This is a genomic window from Streptomyces sp. NPDC048416, assembly GCF_043200435.1.
Taxonomy (GTDB): Bacteria; Actinomycetota; Actinomycetes; order Streptomycetales; family Streptomycetaceae; genus Streptomyces.
Genome location: NZ_JBICXU010000011.1, coordinates 64,774 through 80,488 on the forward strand (window position 1 = coordinate 64,774; position 15,715 = coordinate 80,488).

A 15,715-nucleotide genomic window follows, 5' to 3' on the forward strand; every position below is an offset into this window, starting at 1 on the left:
GGGCCCGGGGGGGGGGGGGGGGGGGGGGGGGGGGGGGGTTGGGTTTTTTGGGGGGGTGGGGGGGGGGGGGGGGGGGGGGGGGCCCCCCCCGCCCCCCGCTCACGCCGCCCCACGCACCCGCCCCTTAGGCTGTCGGCGGAAGCGCGTACCCCTCCCACCAGCCGCTTCACCGCCGCAGCGGCCCACCGCACGTCAGCCCGCCCGAGGAGCACCGCCACCATGGTCGAACACCCCGCGTACCCGGTAGGCCTCCGCCTCACCGGCCGCCGCGTCGTCGTCGTCGGCGGCGGCCAGGTGGCCCAGCGCCGCCTGCCGGCCCTCATCGCCGCCGGGGCCGACGTCACCCTGATCTCCCCCAGCGCCACCCCCTCCGTCGAGGCGATGGCGGACGCGGGCGAGATCCGCTGGGAGCGGCGCCGCTACCAGGACGGCGATCTGGCCGACGCCTGGTACGCCCTCGTCGCCACCGCCGACACCGGGTCCAACGACCTGATCTCCGCCGAGGCCGAGCGTTCCCGTGTCTGGTGCGTACGCTCCGACGACGCGACCGCCGCCACCGCCTGGACCCCGGCCACCGGCCGCTCCGAGGGCGTCACGGTCGCGGTCCTCACCACCGACACCCCCGACCCGCGCCGCTCGGCCGCGATCCGCGACGCGGTCGTCGAGGGCCTGCGCGACGGCACCCTCGTCGCCCCGCAGCAGCGCACCCGCACCCCCGGAGTCGCCCTGGTCGGCGGCGGTCCCGGCGACCCGGACCTGATCACGGTGCGCGGCCGCAGGCTGCTCGCCGAGGCCGACGTGGTGATCGCCGACCGGCTCGGCCCGCGCGACCTGCTCGACGAACTCCCGCCGCACGTCGAGGTGATCGACGCGGCGAAGATCCCCTACGGCCGTTTCATGGCCCAGGAGGCCATCAACAACGCGCTCATCGAGCACGCCAAGGCCGGCAAGGCGGTCGTACGCCTCAAGGGCGGCGACCCCTACGTCTTCGGACGCGGCATGGAGGAACTTCAGGCGCTCGCCGAAGCCGGCATCACCTGCACCGTGGTGCCCGGAATCTCCAGCTCCATCTCGGTGCCGAGCGCCGCCGGCATCCCGGTCACGCACCGGGGCGTGGCTCATGAGTTCACCGTGGTCAGCGGCCATGTGGCGCCGGACGACCCGCGCTCGCTCGTCGACTGGAAGTCGCTCGCCCAGCTGCGCGGCACTCTGGTGATCCTCATGGGCGTCGACAAGATCGGCGCGATCGCGCAGGCGCTCGTGACGCACGGCAAGAACCCGTCGACCCCGGTCGCGCTCGTCCAGGAGGGCACCACGGCCGCACAGCGCCGTGTGGACGCCACTCTCGGCACGGTCGGCGAAGTCGCGCGGGCCGAGGAGGTCAAGCCCCCCGCGGTCATTGTGGTCGGCGACGTGGTGGCGGTGAACTCCCGCCCGTGATCACCCCGAACGCCGGCCTTTGACCATCCGTAACGGAACGCTCGACCACCGGTCACGGATCCCCGTCCCAGCCGTTGGCACCTCACCCAGGACAAGGCAGTATCACCCTGTGGCCGATCTCATCACCGTCGAGGACCCCGACGACCCCCGTCTGCGTGACTACACGGGCCTGACCGACGTGGAGCTGCGGCGCCGCCGCGAGCCCGCCGAAGGGCTCTTCATCGCCGAGGGCGAGAAGGTCATCAGACGGGCCAAGGACGCCGGCTACGAGATGCGCTCGATGCTGCTCTCGGCCAAGTGGGTCGACGTCATGCGCGACGTCATCGACGAACTCCCGGCGCCCGTGTACGCGGTCAGCCCCGACCTGGCCGAACGCGTCACCGGCTACCACGTGCACCGGGGCGCGCTCGCCTCGATGCAGCGCAAGCCGCTCCCGGCCGCCGAAGAACTCCTCACCACCGCGCGCCGGGTGGTGGTCATGGAGGCGGTCAACGACCACACCAACATCGGCGCGATCTTCCGCAGCGCGGCCGCCCTCGGCATGGACGCGGTGCTGCTCTCGCCGGACTGCGCGGACCCCCTGTACCGGCGCTCCGTGAAGGTGTCGATGGGCGCGGTCTTCTCGGTCCCGTACGCCCGTCTGGAGTCATGGCCCAAGGGCCTGGAAACGGTACGCGAGGCCGGCTACAAACTCCTCGCCCTGACCCCCGCCGACAAGGCGTCCAGCATCGACGAGGCGGCCCCGCACAAGCTCGACAAGGTGGCCCTCATGCTGGGCGCCGAGGGCGACGGCCTGTCCCGCCAGGCGCTGGTCGCGGCCGACGAATGGGTCCGCATCCCGATGGCCCACGGCGTCGACTCGCTCAACGTGGGCGCGGCAGCGGCGGTCGCCTTCTACGCAGTGGCAACCGGCCGCCCAACCCCCTGACCCCAGGGGGACAGAAGAGGGGCGCGAGGAACTACGCGACCAGCCCCAACGGCCCGGCACCCGAAGAACGAGTGACTGTGACGCAGCGGCCTGAAAGGGTCCGACGGCCCCAGCCCGCACCCCGCAAAAAAGGGGCGCGGGGAACTGCGCGACCAGCCCCAACGAGCCTGCACCCGAAGACGGAGGCCCTCGGTACGGCAGGCCAAGGCATCCGAGGCCCAGAGCATGACCCCGCAAAGGGGCGCGAGGAACTGCGCGACCAGCCCCAACGGGCCGGTACCCGAAAAACGAAGGGCTGGGACGCAGCGGCCTGAAAGGGCCCGACGGCCCCAGTCAGCACCCCGCAAAAAGGGGCGCGAGGAACTGCGCGACCAGCCACAACCGGCCCGCACCCAAACGCACAAGCCGCCGCACCAGAGCCCTAGAACTGCTTGACCGCCGCGATCCCCAGCAGAACGATCAGCGTAACCAGCACGAAGACAGTGAGCCGCTGCCGCAGCAACCGGGGATTGGCGGGCCGCAGCCCGCCAGAGGTGCGCGCCCCGGGCCGCGTACCCGGACGGGAGCCACTGCGCGCCCCACCAGGACGCGACCCCCCCGTACGCGGTGCCGAACCCCCCGTACGCGGCGCAGCCCCACCCGTACGAGGCGCAGCCCCACCCGTACGGGGCCCGGGCCGGGAAGCCGGGGAAGCCGTACCGCGCCCGGCCTCGGTATAACGCTGGGTCCGCTCGTCGAGCCGCCCCGTGGGCCGCTCCACCTCGACGCGCTCGCGCTGCATCGGGGGCCGTGCGTCCGAGCCCTGCGCGTGCAGCCCGCCCTGCGCCTCCCGCGCGGCGATCTCCTTGAGCCGCATCGAGAGCTGAAGCGTGCTCGGCCGCTCCTCCGGGTCCTTCGCGAGGCACGCCTGGACCAGCGGGGCCAGCGCGTCCGGAACGCCGCGCAGCTGCGCCTCCTCGTGCACCACGCGGTAGAGCATCACCTCGGAACTGCCGTGCCCGAAGGGCGAGTCGCCCATCGCGGCGTACGCCAGCGTCGCGCCGAGCGAGAAGACGTCGGTGGCCGGGGTGACCGCGGCGCCGCGCACCTGCTCGGGCGCGAGGAAGCCGGGGGAGCCGACGGCGGTGCCCACATGCGTCAGCGTGGAGGCGCCGGTGGCCCACGCGATCCCGAAGTCGATGATGCGGGGGCCCTTGGGGGACAGCAGGATGTTGGAGGGCTTGAGGTCACGGTGGACGACCCCGGCCTCGTGCACCGCGACCAGCCCCTCGGACAGCGCGGCCCCGATCGCCGCGGTGTCGGCGGCCGAGAGCGGCCCTTCCTCGGCGACCTTGTCGTGCAGCGAGGGCCCGGGCACGTACTGCGTGGCGAACCAGGGCCGCTCGGCTTCGAGGTCGGCGGCGACCAGCCGGGCGGTGCACCCGCCGCGGATCCGTCGTGCCGCCGAGACCTCACGGGCGAACCGGGACCTGAACTCCTGGTCCTCGGCGAGATCGGGCCGGATCACCTTCAACGCCACCCGCTGCCCGCGCCGGTCGGAACCGAGGTACACGACCCCCATGCCGCCGGCGCCGAGACGCCGGTGGAGCCTGAACGAGCCGACGACACGCGGGTCCTCGCGCCGGAGCCGCATCATCGCCATTTTCATCCCCGCTGCCAGTCCTGTTGACGTGGACAGCTTACGTACCCGTCGCCCGGTGTGCTCATAGGCCGCGCCCTCGCGCCACGACCGATTGTCAGTGCCGGGTGGGAAACTTGAAGAGTGGTCAGCAAGCCGCGGATCCCTGGCGGCTGACCCGTGCGAGATCTCAACGGTCCGTCGCAGAAGGGGGTTTGGGTCCATGAAGGGTGACCGCGTGGAGATAGTGGTGGACGCGGGGGATACGACCCGCACCTATGAAGTGGTGGCAAGCCGGGCGGGCCGCAGGGTCGAGACGGCGGTACGGCGCGGGGTGGTCGAAGTGAGCGAAGTCACGCGCAGCGGCACCGTCGTGCGCACGGCCCGTTTCATGGCCACGCGGGTGCTCGCGCTGGTGGAGCAGCTCGTCCCGAGGGAGGACGCGGGGGAGGCGGAGGCCCGCGCGCAGGCCCGACCCCTCCGGGAAGACCCCAAGACGTAGGGGCCCGTCTCCACCCAGGGGAGTAGGCGCGAGGGTGGCGGCTCATCCCCTGGGAGGCCCGCAGAGCGGTACGAGGGCATGACGTCTGGCGCCGCGCGGGTCCCTAGTGTTGAAGACAAGCGGCGGGTGGTGCACTCGTCCCCCGAGGTCAAACACCCGCCGCTGTCAATGGAGCGATGCGCGGCGAGAGCTGTCGGCGAACCGAGCCATTGAACGCAACGGACCATTGAACGAATGGACCATTGAACGAACAGGAGAGGACCATGGCGGACACTGCTGGGCGGACGGTCATCCGCACGCAGGGACGCAGGGCGTACGGCGCCGCGTTCGGTGCCCGCCGTTCCGGCCCGCGCCATCCCCTGGTGGCGACGGCCATGGTTCTTCCCCTGGCGGCCCTGCTCGTAGTCGTCTTCGGCGGCTGGGACGCGGTGGTCACACAAGCGTCGTCCGTGGGCGTGATGCTGGGGCGCTGAGCGGCGCCCCGGACCCGGTAGAGCGGACCGGGTCGGGGACATCCGGCCATACAACCCCGTGGGGACGGGGGTGCGGCGGACGGCAGTAAAAGGCGTGGCCCGACCGGCTGGGGAGCCGGTCGGGCCACGCCTTTTCCACGTCCCGCACCAGAGCGCCGCCAACTCCCCGCGGTCACCACGCAGACGTCGGCGGTACACGAGCGACAACGACAGAACCCCCGGCCTTCGTAAAGGCCGGGGGTTCCGGGTGGTGCGCGATACTGGGATTGAACCAGTGACCTCTTCCGTGTCAGGGAAGCGCTCTCCCGCTGAGCTAATCGCGCGGGAACGGCCCCACACCTTACGGGACCGGTTACTTCGTGTTACTGCGTGCGCGATACTGGGATTGAACCAGTGACCTCTTCCGTGTCAGGGAAGCGCTCTCCCGCTGAGCTAATCGCGCTTGGAGGTGGAGACGGGATTTGAACCCGTGTAGACGGCTTTGCAGGCCGTTGCCTCGCCTCTCGGCCACTCCACCAGGAGTGCATATGAGGGTCCGGGAAGATCCCCCACATCGAGCGGACGACGAGATTCGAACTCGCGACCCTCACCTTGGCAAGGTGATGCTCTACCAACTGAGCCACGTCCGCTTGTCGGTTCCGTTCCGCTTGCGCGTCCCGGCGACGTGTTGAACTCTAGCGGATTCCCGGGCCAGTACAAAAACGCGTTTGTGCAGCGTGCTGCGCTGCGCCCGGCCGACGCCCCGCCCGGTGCGCGGGCCGATGTTCGCCTCCGGGTCACCTCGGGGCACCCCACCTGCACCGGCCCTAGACTCACAAGCGTGCACGACCTCGCTCCGCTGGCCCGCTTCGGCCACCTCGTCGCCTCGGACCTGCGTGATGTCACCAGTGACCCGGAGGCCCTCGACTCCGCCGGCTTCTGGGCCGTCTCCGCAGATTTCGAGGGCCGGCTCGTCTGCGCCCGCTTCGCGGACGTCCGGACGCGGCCGGTCCCCGCCCCCGTGCCCGGTGCCTGGCGCGGGCCCGCCGCCGACGACTGGACGACCTCCCTCGACCGTGCCGCGTACACGGCGGGGGTGCGCCGCATCCGCGAGCACATCGCGGCCGGCGAGGTCTACCAGGCCAACCTCTGCCGCGTCCTGAGCGCCCCGCTGCCCGATCCCGAGGCGGCCGACGTGGACGCGCTCACGGCGCTGCTCGCCCGCGGCAACCCGGCCCCGTACGCGGGCACGATCAGGCTGCCCGCGCACGGCGTCGAGATCGCGACCGCCTCGCCCGAACTGTTCCTGCGGCGCACCGGACAGGTCGTCGAGTCCGGGCCCATCAAGGGGACCGGGCGGACCGAGGCGGACCTCCTGGAGAAGGACCACGCCGAGAACGTGATGATCGTGGACCTCGTCCGCAACGACATGGGGCGCGTCTGCGCCACCGGCTCGGTGAGCGTGCCCGAGCTGTGCGCGGTCGAGGCGCACCCCGGGCTCGTCCATCTCGTGTCCACCGTGCGCGGCGAACTGCGTGCCGGCACGGGCTGGCGTGAACTGCTCGCCGCCACGTTCCCGCCGGGCTCGGTCACCGGGGCGCCCAAGTCCAGCGCGCTGCGCATCATCGAAGCGCTGGAGACCGCCCCGCGCGGGCCCTACTGCGGAGGCATCGGCTGGGTCGACGCCGACCGGGGCACGGCCGAGCTGGCCGTCGGCATACGGACGTTCTGGGTCGACCGGCCGCACGGCGTGCTGCGGTTCGGCACCGGGGCGGGCATCACCTGGGGCTCCGACCCCGAGGGAGAGTGGCGCGAGACCGAGCTGAAGGCCTCACGGCTGCTCGCGATAGCGTCGGGCGACCGGGCCCGCAGCGGGCACACTGGAAGGACCGCGTAAATGCAGATCTGGGTCAACGGCGCCCTGCGGGACGCCGGCGCAGCGCAGGTGTCCGTCCTCGATCACGGGCTCACCGTGGGCGACGGCGTCTTCGAGACGGTGAAGGCGAGCGGCGGGAGACTGTTCGCGCTCACCCGCCATCTGGACCGGCTGACCCGTTCGGCCCGCGGCCTCGGTCTGCCCGACCCCGACCTCGACGAGGTGCGGCGCGCCTGCACGGCCGTGCTCGGCGCCAACCCGATGCCGCTCGGCCGGATGCGGATCACCTACACCGGCGGCTTCTCGCCGCTCGGCTCCGAGCGGGGCGACAACGGGCCGACGCTGGTCGTCGCGCTCGGTGAGACCTCGCGCCGTCCCGACACCACCGCGGTGATCACCGTGCCGTGGACCCGCAACGAGCACAGTGCCGTGGCGGGCCTGAAGACCACCTCGTACGCCGAGAACGTCGTCGCCCTGGCGAAGGCGCACCGGGCGGGGGCCACGGAGGCCCTTTTCGCGAACACCGCGGGCCAGCTGTGCGAGGGCACCGGATCCAACGTCTTCGTGGTCGTCGAGGGGCGTCTGCACACCCCGCCGCTCGCCTCCGGCTGCCTGGGCGGCATCACCCGCGCCCTGACCGTCGAATGGACCGGCGCGTACGAGAGCGAACTCCCGCTCGACGTCCTGGAGAGCGCCGAGGAGATCTTCCTGACCTCCACCCTGCGTGACGTACAGGCGGTGCACCGGGTCGACGGGCGGCAGCTGAGCGCGGCGCCCGGCCCGGTCACGGCCAAGGCCATGCGGATCTTCGACGAGCGGGCCGGATCCGATCTGGACCCGTAAAGGCCGTGACGGGCGGCGCTGCGGCAGGTACAACGGCCTTGATGACCACCACCATTCGGCCGACCGAGCCGCTTCAGCAGGGCGCCGACGGCGCCAAGTCGCGAACGTACGACGTGTGCGTGAACAGCCGACGGGTCGGAGCGATCCGGCTCGCCACCGACCCCCGGTTCGGGGCCGGCATGGGCCGGATCGAAGAGCTCCGGATCGAGGAGGCCGACCGTGGCCGGGGGCGCGGCACCGTCGCCGCGCTCGCCGCCGAGGAGGTGCTGCGCGGCTGGGGCTGCGCCCAGGTCCGCCTCTCGGTCCCGGAGGGGGCCGGACCGGCGCTGCGGATGGCCACGGCCCTCGGCTACCAGGAACGCAGCCGCACCATGGTCAAGCAACTCCCGGGCGCCGCGCCCCAGTTGCCCGCCGGCTGCCAAGGCCGGCCCATGCGCGCGGACGAGTTCGATCAGTGGCAGCGCGCCGACCGGGAGAACTTCGCGCAGAGCTGGATCGCGCGGGGCGTGACCGAGGCGCAGGCCAGGGCCAAGGCGGACGCGGAGCACCGCGCCCTGCTGCCGGACGGCGCCGCCACCGCCGGGGCACACTTTTTGGTCCTGGAAGCCGCGGGGTGCGCGGTCGGAACCGTGTGGGTGAGCCCCGCGCCACCGCCCGCGCAGGGGGCGTACGTCTACGACGTCAGGGTCGCCGACGAGCACCGGGGCCGGGGCCACGGCCGCGCGCTGATGCTGCTCGCGGAACAGGTGGCGCTGGCCGAGGGGCAGGACACGCTGGGGCTGCACGTCTTCGCGGACAACACCCCGGCGCTCCGCCTGTACGAGTCACTGGGCTACCGGGCCACCCGCCGCCACCACTTCAAGCAGCTGCTCTGAACTACCGGGCCAGCAGCCGGTCGGCGATCTCCTCGATGCGCTCCCGCAGGCCCTCCTGGCTCTTGCCACCGTCCAGGCGCTCCTCGCCGATGACGTACGTCGGCGTGCCCGTCACGCCGATCGCCTTGCCCTCGGCCTGGTCGGCGTCGACGATCAGCATATGCCGTCCGTCGACGAGGGCGGTGTCGAACTCCTCGGCGTCCAGGCCGAGTTCGGCCGCCGTCTCCACCAGCATGCGCTCGCCCTGCGCGGCCAGGCGCTCGGTGCGGGCGAGCACCGCCTCCACATACGGCCAGCCCTTGCCCTGCTCGAACGCCTCCTCGGCGGCCTGGGCCGCGGCGAAGGCGTGCTGGTGCTTTTCCAGCGGGAAGTGCCGCAGCCGGATGTCGAGGCGGTCGCCGTAGCGGGCGCGCAGGGCGCGGATGTCGTCGAGGGCGGAGTGGCAGTCGGGGCACTGCAACTCGCACCACACGTCGAGAACAGCGGGGCCGGCGGGGCCCGCGGCGTCGGCGGTGTCTGCTGCGTCTGCGGTGTCAGAGGTGTCTGAGGGGGTGGTGTCGCTCATGGGGTCAGTCTCCCAGCAACCGGGACCTGGGGAGGATTCCGCCCCGGAGATCTCCCTGAGGTCGTGGCCGACCGTGGCCCGCGGGGTGGGTTCCGGTGCAGGATGGAAGAAGCCATACCCCCCATGCCTGGAGGAACCGGATGCTTGCCGAGACCGTCTGCTCCGCCGTTTCCGCGGCCGGACTGGGCATCGCTGCCATCACGGCGTACCGCAAGCGGTTCCTCGCGGCTACGCGCATCGCCGCCTACTCGCTGGTCCCGGTCGGCCTCGTCATGACGGGTGTCGTGCAGTGGGTGTCCGGCATCGTCTTCAAGCCGAGCGTGTGGCTCGGTTTCGGCCTGCTCGGGGTCGCCTGGCTGCTGTTCATGACGACCCGGGCGGTCGAGCGGCGCTCCGGCGGCACGCGCAAGGAGCGCAGGGCCGCCGCGGCCGCGGCCCGGGGCGAGGCGGTGGCCCCGCAGGCGTCCGCCCCCTCGCTCGGCGCGGGCAGCGCCGCGACGGGCCGGCCCGCGGCAAAGCCCCAGGGCAAGCCCGCCGCGAGCGAGGACTTCAGCGACATCGAGGCCATCTTGAAGAAGCACGGCATCTGACAAGGGAAAGCGCGGCGCCTGAGCCCATCCGCCCCGTGCGGTGCGCGCCGAGGCGCGGGCGCCCCCGCGCGGCTGTTCGCACGCGCTACAAGATCGGGTGAACTCCCGGTGCCTATGGGCACTTTGGTATATCCATGCGGCGCGGCTGCGTCATCATCACCCCGAGATGCTGGACACTTCCCGGGGCTCCACCCCTGCACCGACCGACGAGCCGAACGCGCCCGATCCTCAGGCGCGGGGCTGCCTCTTCGCGCTCTCCCAGCCGCCCCTGATGATCTTCCTGGGGGTGATCGGCTCGCTGTTGCTCATGGCGGCCGTACACGATCTGTTCCTGCTCTGACGCTCTGGTCCCGCTCAGGTGCTCTGTCCCTGCTCAGGCACTGTGTTCCTGTTCAGGTGCTGTGTTCTTGTCCGGGCGCTCGCGGACGCCGCCCGGCCGTGACGGCGGCGCGTGACGGCGGGCTGACTCGGCCGCGGCCTCGCGTCAGCGCGCCGCTTCCTTGCGGCGGGCCCGGTAGGCGGCCACATGCAGACGGTTCCCGCATGTGCGGCTGTCGCAGTAGCGGCGGGACCGGTTGCGTGAGAGGTCCACGAAGGCCCGCCCGCAGTCCGGCGCCTCGCAGCGGCGAAGGCGCTCCTGCTCGCCGGTGACGATGATGAACGCGAGCGCCATGCCGCCGTCGGCCGCCAGATGGTCGGCCACCGATGCGCCGGGCGCGAAGTAGTGCACGTGCCAGTCGTAGCCGTCGTGGTCGGTCAGCTGCGGGGTGGTGCCGGCCGCCGCGACCAGCTGGTTGACCAGTTCGGCGGCGCTGTGGGCGTCCGGCGCGGCGAAGATCTCGGCGAACCTGGCGCGTACCCCCTGGACGCCGAGGAGGTCGCCGGGGGACAGCCGCTCGACACCGCTCACGTTGTGGTCCTGGACGAAGCCGTACAGCGCGTCCACGTCCGCGAGGCGATCGGTCGCCTCGCTCTCCGGCGAGGTGTTCACCAGATCGACCACCATGTCGAGGGCGATCCGGGTGTCGTGAGGGATCAGCACGATTCGCTCCCTGGCCTGCGGCGGGCGGGCGCCCGTCGGATGCTGGCCGACTCTAGCGGCTCGTGCCGGACGCGCATCGGCGCCGTCCCCCACGACGGCTTCGTGGGGGACGGCGCCGATGGCTGCCGCTCTTGGGTTGTCCGCGCGGCGCCGTCGCCCCGAGTCGGACGGCGCCGTGCGGCTCTCTGCCTGACCTCAGTTGTTCTCGGCCAGGATGTGCGAGAGCTCGGTGTCGAGATCGAAGTGACGGTGCTCGGTGCCGGGCGGCACCGCGGCGTCGGTCCGTTTCAGGAACGATTCCAGGGCCCGCGCCGGGGCTTCGAGCAGGGCTTCTCCTTCCGGCGAGCTCAGGGCGATACAGACGACACCCTGGCCGTGACTGCGTGACGGCCAGACTCTGACGTCGCCGGTTCCGGTGGGCCGGTGCAGGCCCTCGGCGAGGAGGTCGCGAGCGAAGACCCACTCGACGGTTTCCTCGGCTCCGGTGTGGAAGGTGGCGTGCACGGCATAGGGATCGGCCGTGTCATACCGCAGGCCCGCGGGTACAGGCAGTGAGGACTCGCTCGACACAACGAGGCGCAGGTGCAGCTCGCAGCTGACCGTGGTGTTCATAAGCGCCAGGGCCTTTCGCTCAGTGTGCGCTCGGGGATTCGCACGTCGGCGAAATCGACATGCCACCTACGGTGCCGTTGTAAACCCCTCTGACCGTTTTGAAGGGGTTCACGTAGCTCGTACGGCGGACTATTACTTTGGGTTATAGGTCCATTTCGGTGAAGCCGTTTCGGGACACCCGTCCGGTAGGTTGGGACGCATGGATACGGGGAGTGACGAGCGGGGTGCGGCGACGCTCGGGTCGCGTGCGCCGGCGTTCATCAAGGCGTCGAGGCCGCTGCATCTGAGCTGGCAGGTCGGCGTCTTCGTGGTGGGGCTCGCGGTCGTGGCGGCGGGCGTGGTCATGCTGCCGCTGCCGGGCCCGGGCTGGCTGGTGATCTTCGGCGGCATGGCGATCTGGGCGACCGAGTTCGTGTGGGCCCAGCTGGTGCTCCGCTGGACGAAGCGGAAGGTCACCGAGGCCGCTCAGAAGGCCCTCGACCCCAAGGTGCGGCGCCGCAACATCATCCTGACAGCGGTCGGTGTGGTGATCGCCGCCGTGCTGGTGGGCGGCTATGTGTGGCGGTTCGGCTTCGTGCTGCCGTGGAACATCACCAGCTGACCATGGAAGATCAACAGCGGCCGGCGCATGGTCAAAGGCCCCGCTGACATGCGGTAATGTTTGCGGTGCGCCCGGGCGATTAGCTCAGTGGGAGAGCGCTTCGTTCACACCGAAGAGGTCACTGGTTCGAACCCAGTATCGCCCACCCGGACCGAAGGCCCCGGAGATCGATTCGATCTCCGGGGCCTTCGGCGTTCCCGTACGGGGGCCCTCCGCGCCGCCTGTGGGGGCCCGCGCAGACTGGGGGCATGAACTGGTGCCATTACCGTTTCCGCAGCCTCTGGGACCTGCCCGCGGCCCCTCCTGCCGTCTACGCGGTCCTTGAGCGCACCGAGGAGTACCCGCTCTGGTGGCGCGAGGTCCGCGAGGTGACGGCGGTCGACGAGCGCACCGCCACCGCTCGCTTCCGCTCGCTCGTCCCGTACGACCTGGTCGTCACCGCACGCGAGAGCCGGCGCGACCCGGTGGGACTGGTCCTGCGGGCCACCCTGAGCGGCGACCTGGAGGGCTGGGCATGCTGGACGCTGCTCGCGCACGACGGCGGCACCCGGGCCGTCTACGAGCAGGAGGTCGAGGTCCGCAAGCCGCTGCTGCGCCGCCTCGCGGTGCCCGGCCGCCCGCTGTTCCGGGCCAACCACGCCCTGATGATGCGTTCCGGGCGGCGCGGGCTCCGTCACCGTCTGGACGTGGTTTGAAAGCGGGGCCCGGGGCCCTGTATGGTTCAGTCCGTTCCCGGGCGATTAGCTCAGTGGGAGAGCGCTTCGTTCACACCGAAGAGGTCACTGGTTCGAACCCAGTATCGCCCACCGGGAAAGGCCGGTCCGTCATCGACGGACCGGCCTTTTTGCTGTCCGCCGTCCGTCTGCCGCCACCAACGCTCAAGCCGCAGCCGGGAGTTCGGGCCGCAGTGGCCAAGCGGTGTCCACCAGCTCCGGCGTGCCCTGCTTGCTGAACCAGGCCTGAAGGCCCCGCGCCTGCGCCGCGTGCCAGGTCGCCTGCAACGCGTGCAACTCCGTGGGCGTCAGCCGTTCCAGTCGCGCCGCGAACCTGCGGCCCACCATCCGTACGACCTCCAGGGCGGCCAGCGCGTCGGCCGCCGCGTCGTGCGCGCCCTCCAGGGCCACGCCGTAGTGCTCGCACAGATCGGTCAGGGTGCGACGGCCCTTGCGATAGCGGTCCAGATGCTTGTCCAGGACCCGGGGATCGAGGACGCGCAGCGGATTGCGGCCCAGATAGTGACCCAGCGAGGCGGCGCGATGACGCCTCAACTCCCGGTCGAGCAGCGTCAGATCGAACGGCGCGTTCATGATGACCAGCGGCCGGCCCGCCGCGCACTGCTCGGCCAGCGCCTTCGCGACCTCCTCCATCACGGGGGCCGGCCAGCGCCCGTTGCGCTGGAGGTGTTCATCGGTCAGGCCGTGCACGGCGGTGGCGCCCGCCGGGACGGGTATGCCCGGGTTGATCAGCCAGCGCGTCACCCGCGGCCGCGCCTCCGCGGAGTCCTGGATCACCAGCGCGGCCGACACCATCCGGTCCCCTTCGACGTCCACCCCGGTCGTCTCCGTGTCGAACGCCGCCAGGGGACCCTCGTACCAGCACGTCATGTCTACTCAACTCCTCGCGCACTTGCGGCAGATGGCGTGCATCCCCTGCCCGATTCCGTGATACCCGTGCTGTTTGCGACATACGCCGTTTGCGGGCAGCGGACTGCGGAGACAACTCAGGTGACGGAACGCTCTGTTGACGGACCGTCACGGAGAACGGTTCGGCACCGCCCGGAAGGCACACGACAGCCATGGCGCTCGCGCAGCCCGATCCGGCCGCGCCCGGCCACGGTCTGCTGCCCGAGCGGATCGCACCGCTGCGCGGCTCGCTCGCCACCACCGCCTGCATGGAGACCCTTCAGGTGGGCTACCTGCACGCGGTGGCGGCGGCAGCGGGCTGCTCGCTCTCGCAGCCCTTCCCGGACAACGGGATCGACTGGCACCTGAGCCACAGCGCGGCCGGCCACACCGTCGACGACGAAGTGACGATCAAGGTGCAGCTCAAGTGCACCTACCAGATCCCGCCGCATCCGCCGGGCGGGACCTTCTCCTTCACGCTGGACAACGACCACCTGGTGAAGCTCGCCCGCACCCCCGTGTCGGTGCACAAGATCCTGGTGGTGATGCTGGCGCCGAGGAGCCGGGAGGAGTGGCTGTGCGCGAGCCACGACCGCCTGGCGCTCCGGCACTGCTGTTACTGGATCAATCTGGCCGGACACCCGGTGACCGGCCGGCGCAGGACCACGGTGCGGATACCGACCTCGCGGATCTTCGACGACCGCGCGCTCTGCGAGATCATGACGCGGGTCGGGGTGGGAGGGAGGCCTTGATGCGGTGGTTCGACGACGAGCCGGGCACTGTTCAGCCGGTTCCCGGCCAGGTCGACCCGGCCGTGCTCGGGGCGCTGCTCCAGCGGCACGGCTGGCGCAGGCGCGGGGGAGCGGCGGGACGCTACGCGCGCTGGACGCCGCCCGGCGTGATCGGCTCGGGCACGAGCCTGCTGGTGCCCGAGAGCCGGTCCTACCCCGACAGCGAGGACCTGCTCGGCGAGGCGCTGACCGCGCTCGCGCGCAGCGCCGCGCCCTCCGCCCGCGAGGTGCTGGTCTCGCTGGCCGTGCCGAGCGACGAGGTGCGCTGGTGGCGCGAGGTCCCCGAAGGCCCCGCGGGCGCCGCCTCCTGGAGCGAGCAGGAGCACCTGCGCGGCGCGGCCCACCGGATGCTGCTCGCGGGCGCGCTGGCCGTGCGCGGGCCCGCCGGCTACCACGGGGCACGTCACCGCGGGCAGGCCCTCGCATCGCTCAAGGACGTCCTCGTCGAGCCCGCGCCGGCCGGAGGGCTCACCGCGTTCGTGCCCGCCGCAACGGCGCGGCCCGCCGTGGTGCGGCTGTACGCGGCGCTCAACGCGGTGCGCGACGCGGTCGACTACCAGCGCGCCACCGGCGGCATGGAGGCCTTTGACGCCGCCGTACGGGCCGGTGTCAGCCGCGAGTTGACCGAATCGCTCGTCGCCCTGGTGCGGGGCAGCGAAGGCGTGCGCGTGGCCCTCGCGTGGGCGCCGGCGGCCGGGGTGCCCCAGGGGTGTGCGGCGCGGCCCGAACCCGTCGACTTCTCACCCGGCGATCTGCCCGCCCTGCGCGCGGCGGGCGCCCGCTACCTCGGCGCGGAACCGTCCGTGCCGGTACGGATCACCGGCGCCGTGGTGCGGCTGCGCCGCTCGGGACCGCGCGGGCCGGGCGTCGTACGGCTGCGGGTGCTGGCCGGGGCGGAGGTCCCGCACGTCCGCGTGGAGCTGGACGAGGAGGCGTACCGCATCGCCGGGCACGCCCATCTGGTCGGGCTGCCGATCCGGGTCGTGGGGCGCCTGGAGAGCCGGGGCGGATTCCGGCGGCTGTCCGGCGCGGGGGGCGTGACGCCGGTGCAGGTGGACGACGCCGAGCGGGACCGCCTGATGAAGTCGCTCCAGGAGAACCTCGACTTCTTCGAGGAGGCCTGCGGCGCGGAACCGGGCCCCACGCCCCAGTGACGGCTCGCGCCCCAGGGACAACCCTGCGCCCCAGTGACGGCTCGCGCCCCAGGGACAACCCCGCGCCCAAGTGACGGCCCCGCGCCCAAGTGACGGCCCGGCGTCCGCGCGGCCCGATATCCGTTTCGCGACGCACCCCACCGGCTCGGTAGGATCGTCTCGCGTACGCGACACGCGCTGCGCACCCCCTACGGCAGGAGAAGT

Annotated in this window: 18 protein-coding genes and 6 tRNA genes; 15 read left to right on the forward strand and 9 right to left on the reverse strand. The window is 72.0% G+C overall.

Annotated features, from left to right (window positions below; translation table 11 throughout):
- Positions 1-219: 219 nt before the first annotated feature.
- Together cobA and ACGFW5_RS16550 are read left to right on the forward strand one after the other, a co-directional pair.
- Positions 220-1,440, forward strand: a complete 1,221-nt coding sequence (gene cobA, locus ACGFW5_RS16545; protein WP_393834930.1) for a uroporphyrinogen-III C-methyltransferase — start codon at positions 220-222, stop codon at positions 1,438-1,440.
- 109 nt (positions 1,441-1,549) lie between these two features.
- Positions 1,550-2,368 carry a TrmH family RNA methyltransferase gene (locus ACGFW5_RS16550; RefSeq protein WP_393834931.1) on the forward strand — a complete coding sequence of 273 codons (819 nt, stop codon included), beginning with the start codon at positions 1,550-1,552 and terminating at the stop codon, positions 2,366-2,368.
- A 421-nt stretch (positions 2,369-2,789) separates the two neighbouring features.
- On the opposite strand, the gene ACGFW5_RS16555 is transcribed toward ACGFW5_RS16550, so the two are convergent.
- Positions 2,790-4,010: a protein kinase gene (locus tag ACGFW5_RS16555; RefSeq protein ID WP_393835079.1), complete on the reverse strand. Its 1,221-nt coding sequence runs from the start codon at positions 4,008-4,010 to the stop codon at positions 2,790-2,792.
- 199 nt (positions 4,011-4,209) lie between these two features.
- On the opposite strand from ACGFW5_RS16555, the gene ACGFW5_RS16560 reads away from it, so the two are divergent.
- Positions 4,210-4,488, forward strand: coding sequence for a hypothetical protein (locus ACGFW5_RS16560; RefSeq protein WP_393834932.1), 279 nt, complete (start codon positions 4,210-4,212; stop codon positions 4,486-4,488).
- Positions 4,489-4,751: 263 nt separating this feature from the next.
- A complete protein-coding gene (locus ACGFW5_RS16565; protein WP_393834933.1) occupies positions 4,752-4,961 on the forward strand; it encodes a hypothetical protein in 210 nt (69 codons plus the stop codon).
- Positions 4,962-5,209: 248 nt separating this feature from the next.
- On the opposite strand, the gene ACGFW5_RS16570 is transcribed toward ACGFW5_RS16565, so the two are convergent.
- The 4 genes from ACGFW5_RS16570 to ACGFW5_RS16585 all read right to left on the reverse strand — a co-directional run bounded on the left by ACGFW5_RS16570 (position 5,210) and on the right by ACGFW5_RS16585 (position 5,590).
- Positions 5,210-5,284: transfer RNA gene (locus tag ACGFW5_RS16570), tRNA-Val, on the reverse strand.
- Between the two features lie 47 nt (positions 5,285-5,331).
- Positions 5,332-5,403: transfer RNA gene (locus ACGFW5_RS16575), tRNA-Val, on the reverse strand.
- A 1-nt stretch (position 5,404) separates the two neighbouring features.
- Positions 5,405-5,478 (reverse strand) — tRNA-Cys (locus tag ACGFW5_RS16580).
- Positions 5,479-5,517: 39 nt separating this feature from the next.
- Positions 5,518-5,590, reverse strand: a tRNA-Gly gene (locus ACGFW5_RS16585).
- Positions 5,591-5,781: 191 nt separating this feature from the next.
- Between ACGFW5_RS16585 and ACGFW5_RS16590 the strand changes: the two genes are divergently transcribed.
- The 3 genes from ACGFW5_RS16590 to ACGFW5_RS16600 are packed head-to-tail and all read left to right on the forward strand — an operon-like array spanning position 5,782 to position 8,534.
- Complete coding sequence (locus ACGFW5_RS16590; RefSeq protein ID WP_393834934.1) at positions 5,782-6,837, forward strand: chorismate-binding protein; 1,056 nt, start codon at positions 5,782-5,784, stop codon at positions 6,835-6,837.
- Positions 6,838-7,659 carry an aminotransferase class IV gene (locus tag ACGFW5_RS16595; RefSeq protein ID WP_393834935.1) on the forward strand — a complete coding sequence of 274 codons (822 nt, stop codon included), beginning with the start codon at positions 6,838-6,840 and terminating at the stop codon, positions 7,657-7,659.
- Positions 7,660-7,700: 41 nt separating this feature from the next.
- Positions 7,701-8,534, forward strand: a complete 834-nt coding sequence (locus ACGFW5_RS16600; protein ID WP_393834936.1) for a GNAT family N-acetyltransferase — start codon at positions 7,701-7,703, stop codon at positions 8,532-8,534.
- Between the two features lies 1 nt (position 8,535).
- Here ACGFW5_RS16600 and ACGFW5_RS16605 read toward each other — a convergent pair whose 3' ends face one another.
- Entirely contained in the window at positions 8,536-9,099 is a 564-nt protein-coding gene (locus ACGFW5_RS16605) for a DsbA family protein (RefSeq protein ID WP_393834937.1), read from the reverse strand.
- 140 nt (positions 9,100-9,239) lie between these two features.
- Between ACGFW5_RS16605 and ACGFW5_RS16610 the strand changes: the two genes are divergently transcribed.
- Together ACGFW5_RS16610 and ACGFW5_RS16615 are read left to right on the forward strand one after the other, a co-directional pair.
- The gene (locus ACGFW5_RS16610) at positions 9,240-9,689 is read left to right on the forward strand and encodes a hypothetical protein (protein WP_393834938.1); all 450 of its coding nucleotides are present in this window, start codon (positions 9,240-9,242) and stop codon (positions 9,687-9,689) included.
- A 166-nt stretch (positions 9,690-9,855) separates the two neighbouring features.
- Positions 9,856-10,029 (forward strand): hypothetical protein, encoded by a 174-nt coding sequence (locus tag ACGFW5_RS16615; RefSeq protein ID WP_393834939.1) that lies wholly within the window; start codon positions 9,856-9,858, stop codon positions 10,027-10,029.
- A 144-nt stretch (positions 10,030-10,173) separates the two neighbouring features.
- Here the strand turns inward: ACGFW5_RS16615 and ACGFW5_RS16620 are convergent, their stop codons facing one another.
- On the reverse strand, positions 10,174-10,731 hold the full coding sequence (locus ACGFW5_RS16620; RefSeq protein ID WP_393834940.1) for a CGNR zinc finger domain-containing protein: 558 nt from the start codon (positions 10,729-10,731) through the stop codon (positions 10,174-10,176).
- 195 nt (positions 10,732-10,926) lie between these two features.
- The gene (locus tag ACGFW5_RS16625) at positions 10,927-11,343 is read right to left on the reverse strand and encodes an SsgA family sporulation/cell division regulator (RefSeq protein ID WP_053723613.1); all 417 of its coding nucleotides are present in this window, start codon (positions 11,341-11,343) and stop codon (positions 10,927-10,929) included.
- 199 nt (positions 11,344-11,542) lie between these two features.
- Here ACGFW5_RS16625 and ACGFW5_RS16630 point away from each other — a divergent pair, with 199 nt between their 5' ends.
- The 4 genes from ACGFW5_RS16630 to ACGFW5_RS16645 all read left to right on the forward strand — a co-directional run bounded on the left by ACGFW5_RS16630 (position 11,543) and on the right by ACGFW5_RS16645 (position 12,750).
- Entirely contained in the window at positions 11,543-11,944 is a 402-nt protein-coding gene (locus tag ACGFW5_RS16630; protein WP_393834941.1) for a TIGR02611 family protein, read from the forward strand.
- A 73-nt stretch (positions 11,945-12,017) separates the two neighbouring features.
- A tRNA-Val gene (locus tag ACGFW5_RS16635) sits at positions 12,018-12,089 on the forward strand.
- 103 nt (positions 12,090-12,192) lie between these two features.
- Complete coding sequence (locus ACGFW5_RS16640; RefSeq protein WP_393834942.1) at positions 12,193-12,639, forward strand: SRPBCC family protein; 447 nt, start codon at positions 12,193-12,195, stop codon at positions 12,637-12,639.
- Positions 12,640-12,678: 39 nt separating this feature from the next.
- A tRNA-Val gene (locus tag ACGFW5_RS16645) sits at positions 12,679-12,750 on the forward strand.
- Between the two features lie 72 nt (positions 12,751-12,822).
- On the opposite strand, the gene ACGFW5_RS16650 is transcribed toward ACGFW5_RS16645, so the two are convergent.
- Positions 12,823-13,548, reverse strand: coding sequence for a 3'-5' exonuclease (locus tag ACGFW5_RS16650; protein ID WP_393834943.1), 726 nt, complete (start codon positions 13,546-13,548; stop codon positions 12,823-12,825).
- 191 nt (positions 13,549-13,739) lie between these two features.
- On the opposite strand from ACGFW5_RS16650, the gene ACGFW5_RS16655 reads away from it, so the two are divergent.
- Positions 13,740-14,318, forward strand: coding sequence for a DUF4365 domain-containing protein (locus tag ACGFW5_RS16655; RefSeq protein ID WP_393834944.1), 579 nt, complete (start codon positions 13,740-13,742; stop codon positions 14,316-14,318).
- Complete coding sequence (locus tag ACGFW5_RS16660) at positions 14,318-15,511, forward strand: hypothetical protein (protein WP_393834945.1); 1,194 nt, start codon at positions 14,318-14,320, stop codon at positions 15,509-15,511. Before ACGFW5_RS16655 ends, ACGFW5_RS16660 begins: the two co-directional genes overlap by 1 nt.
- Positions 15,512-15,715: the final 204 nt, after the last annotated feature.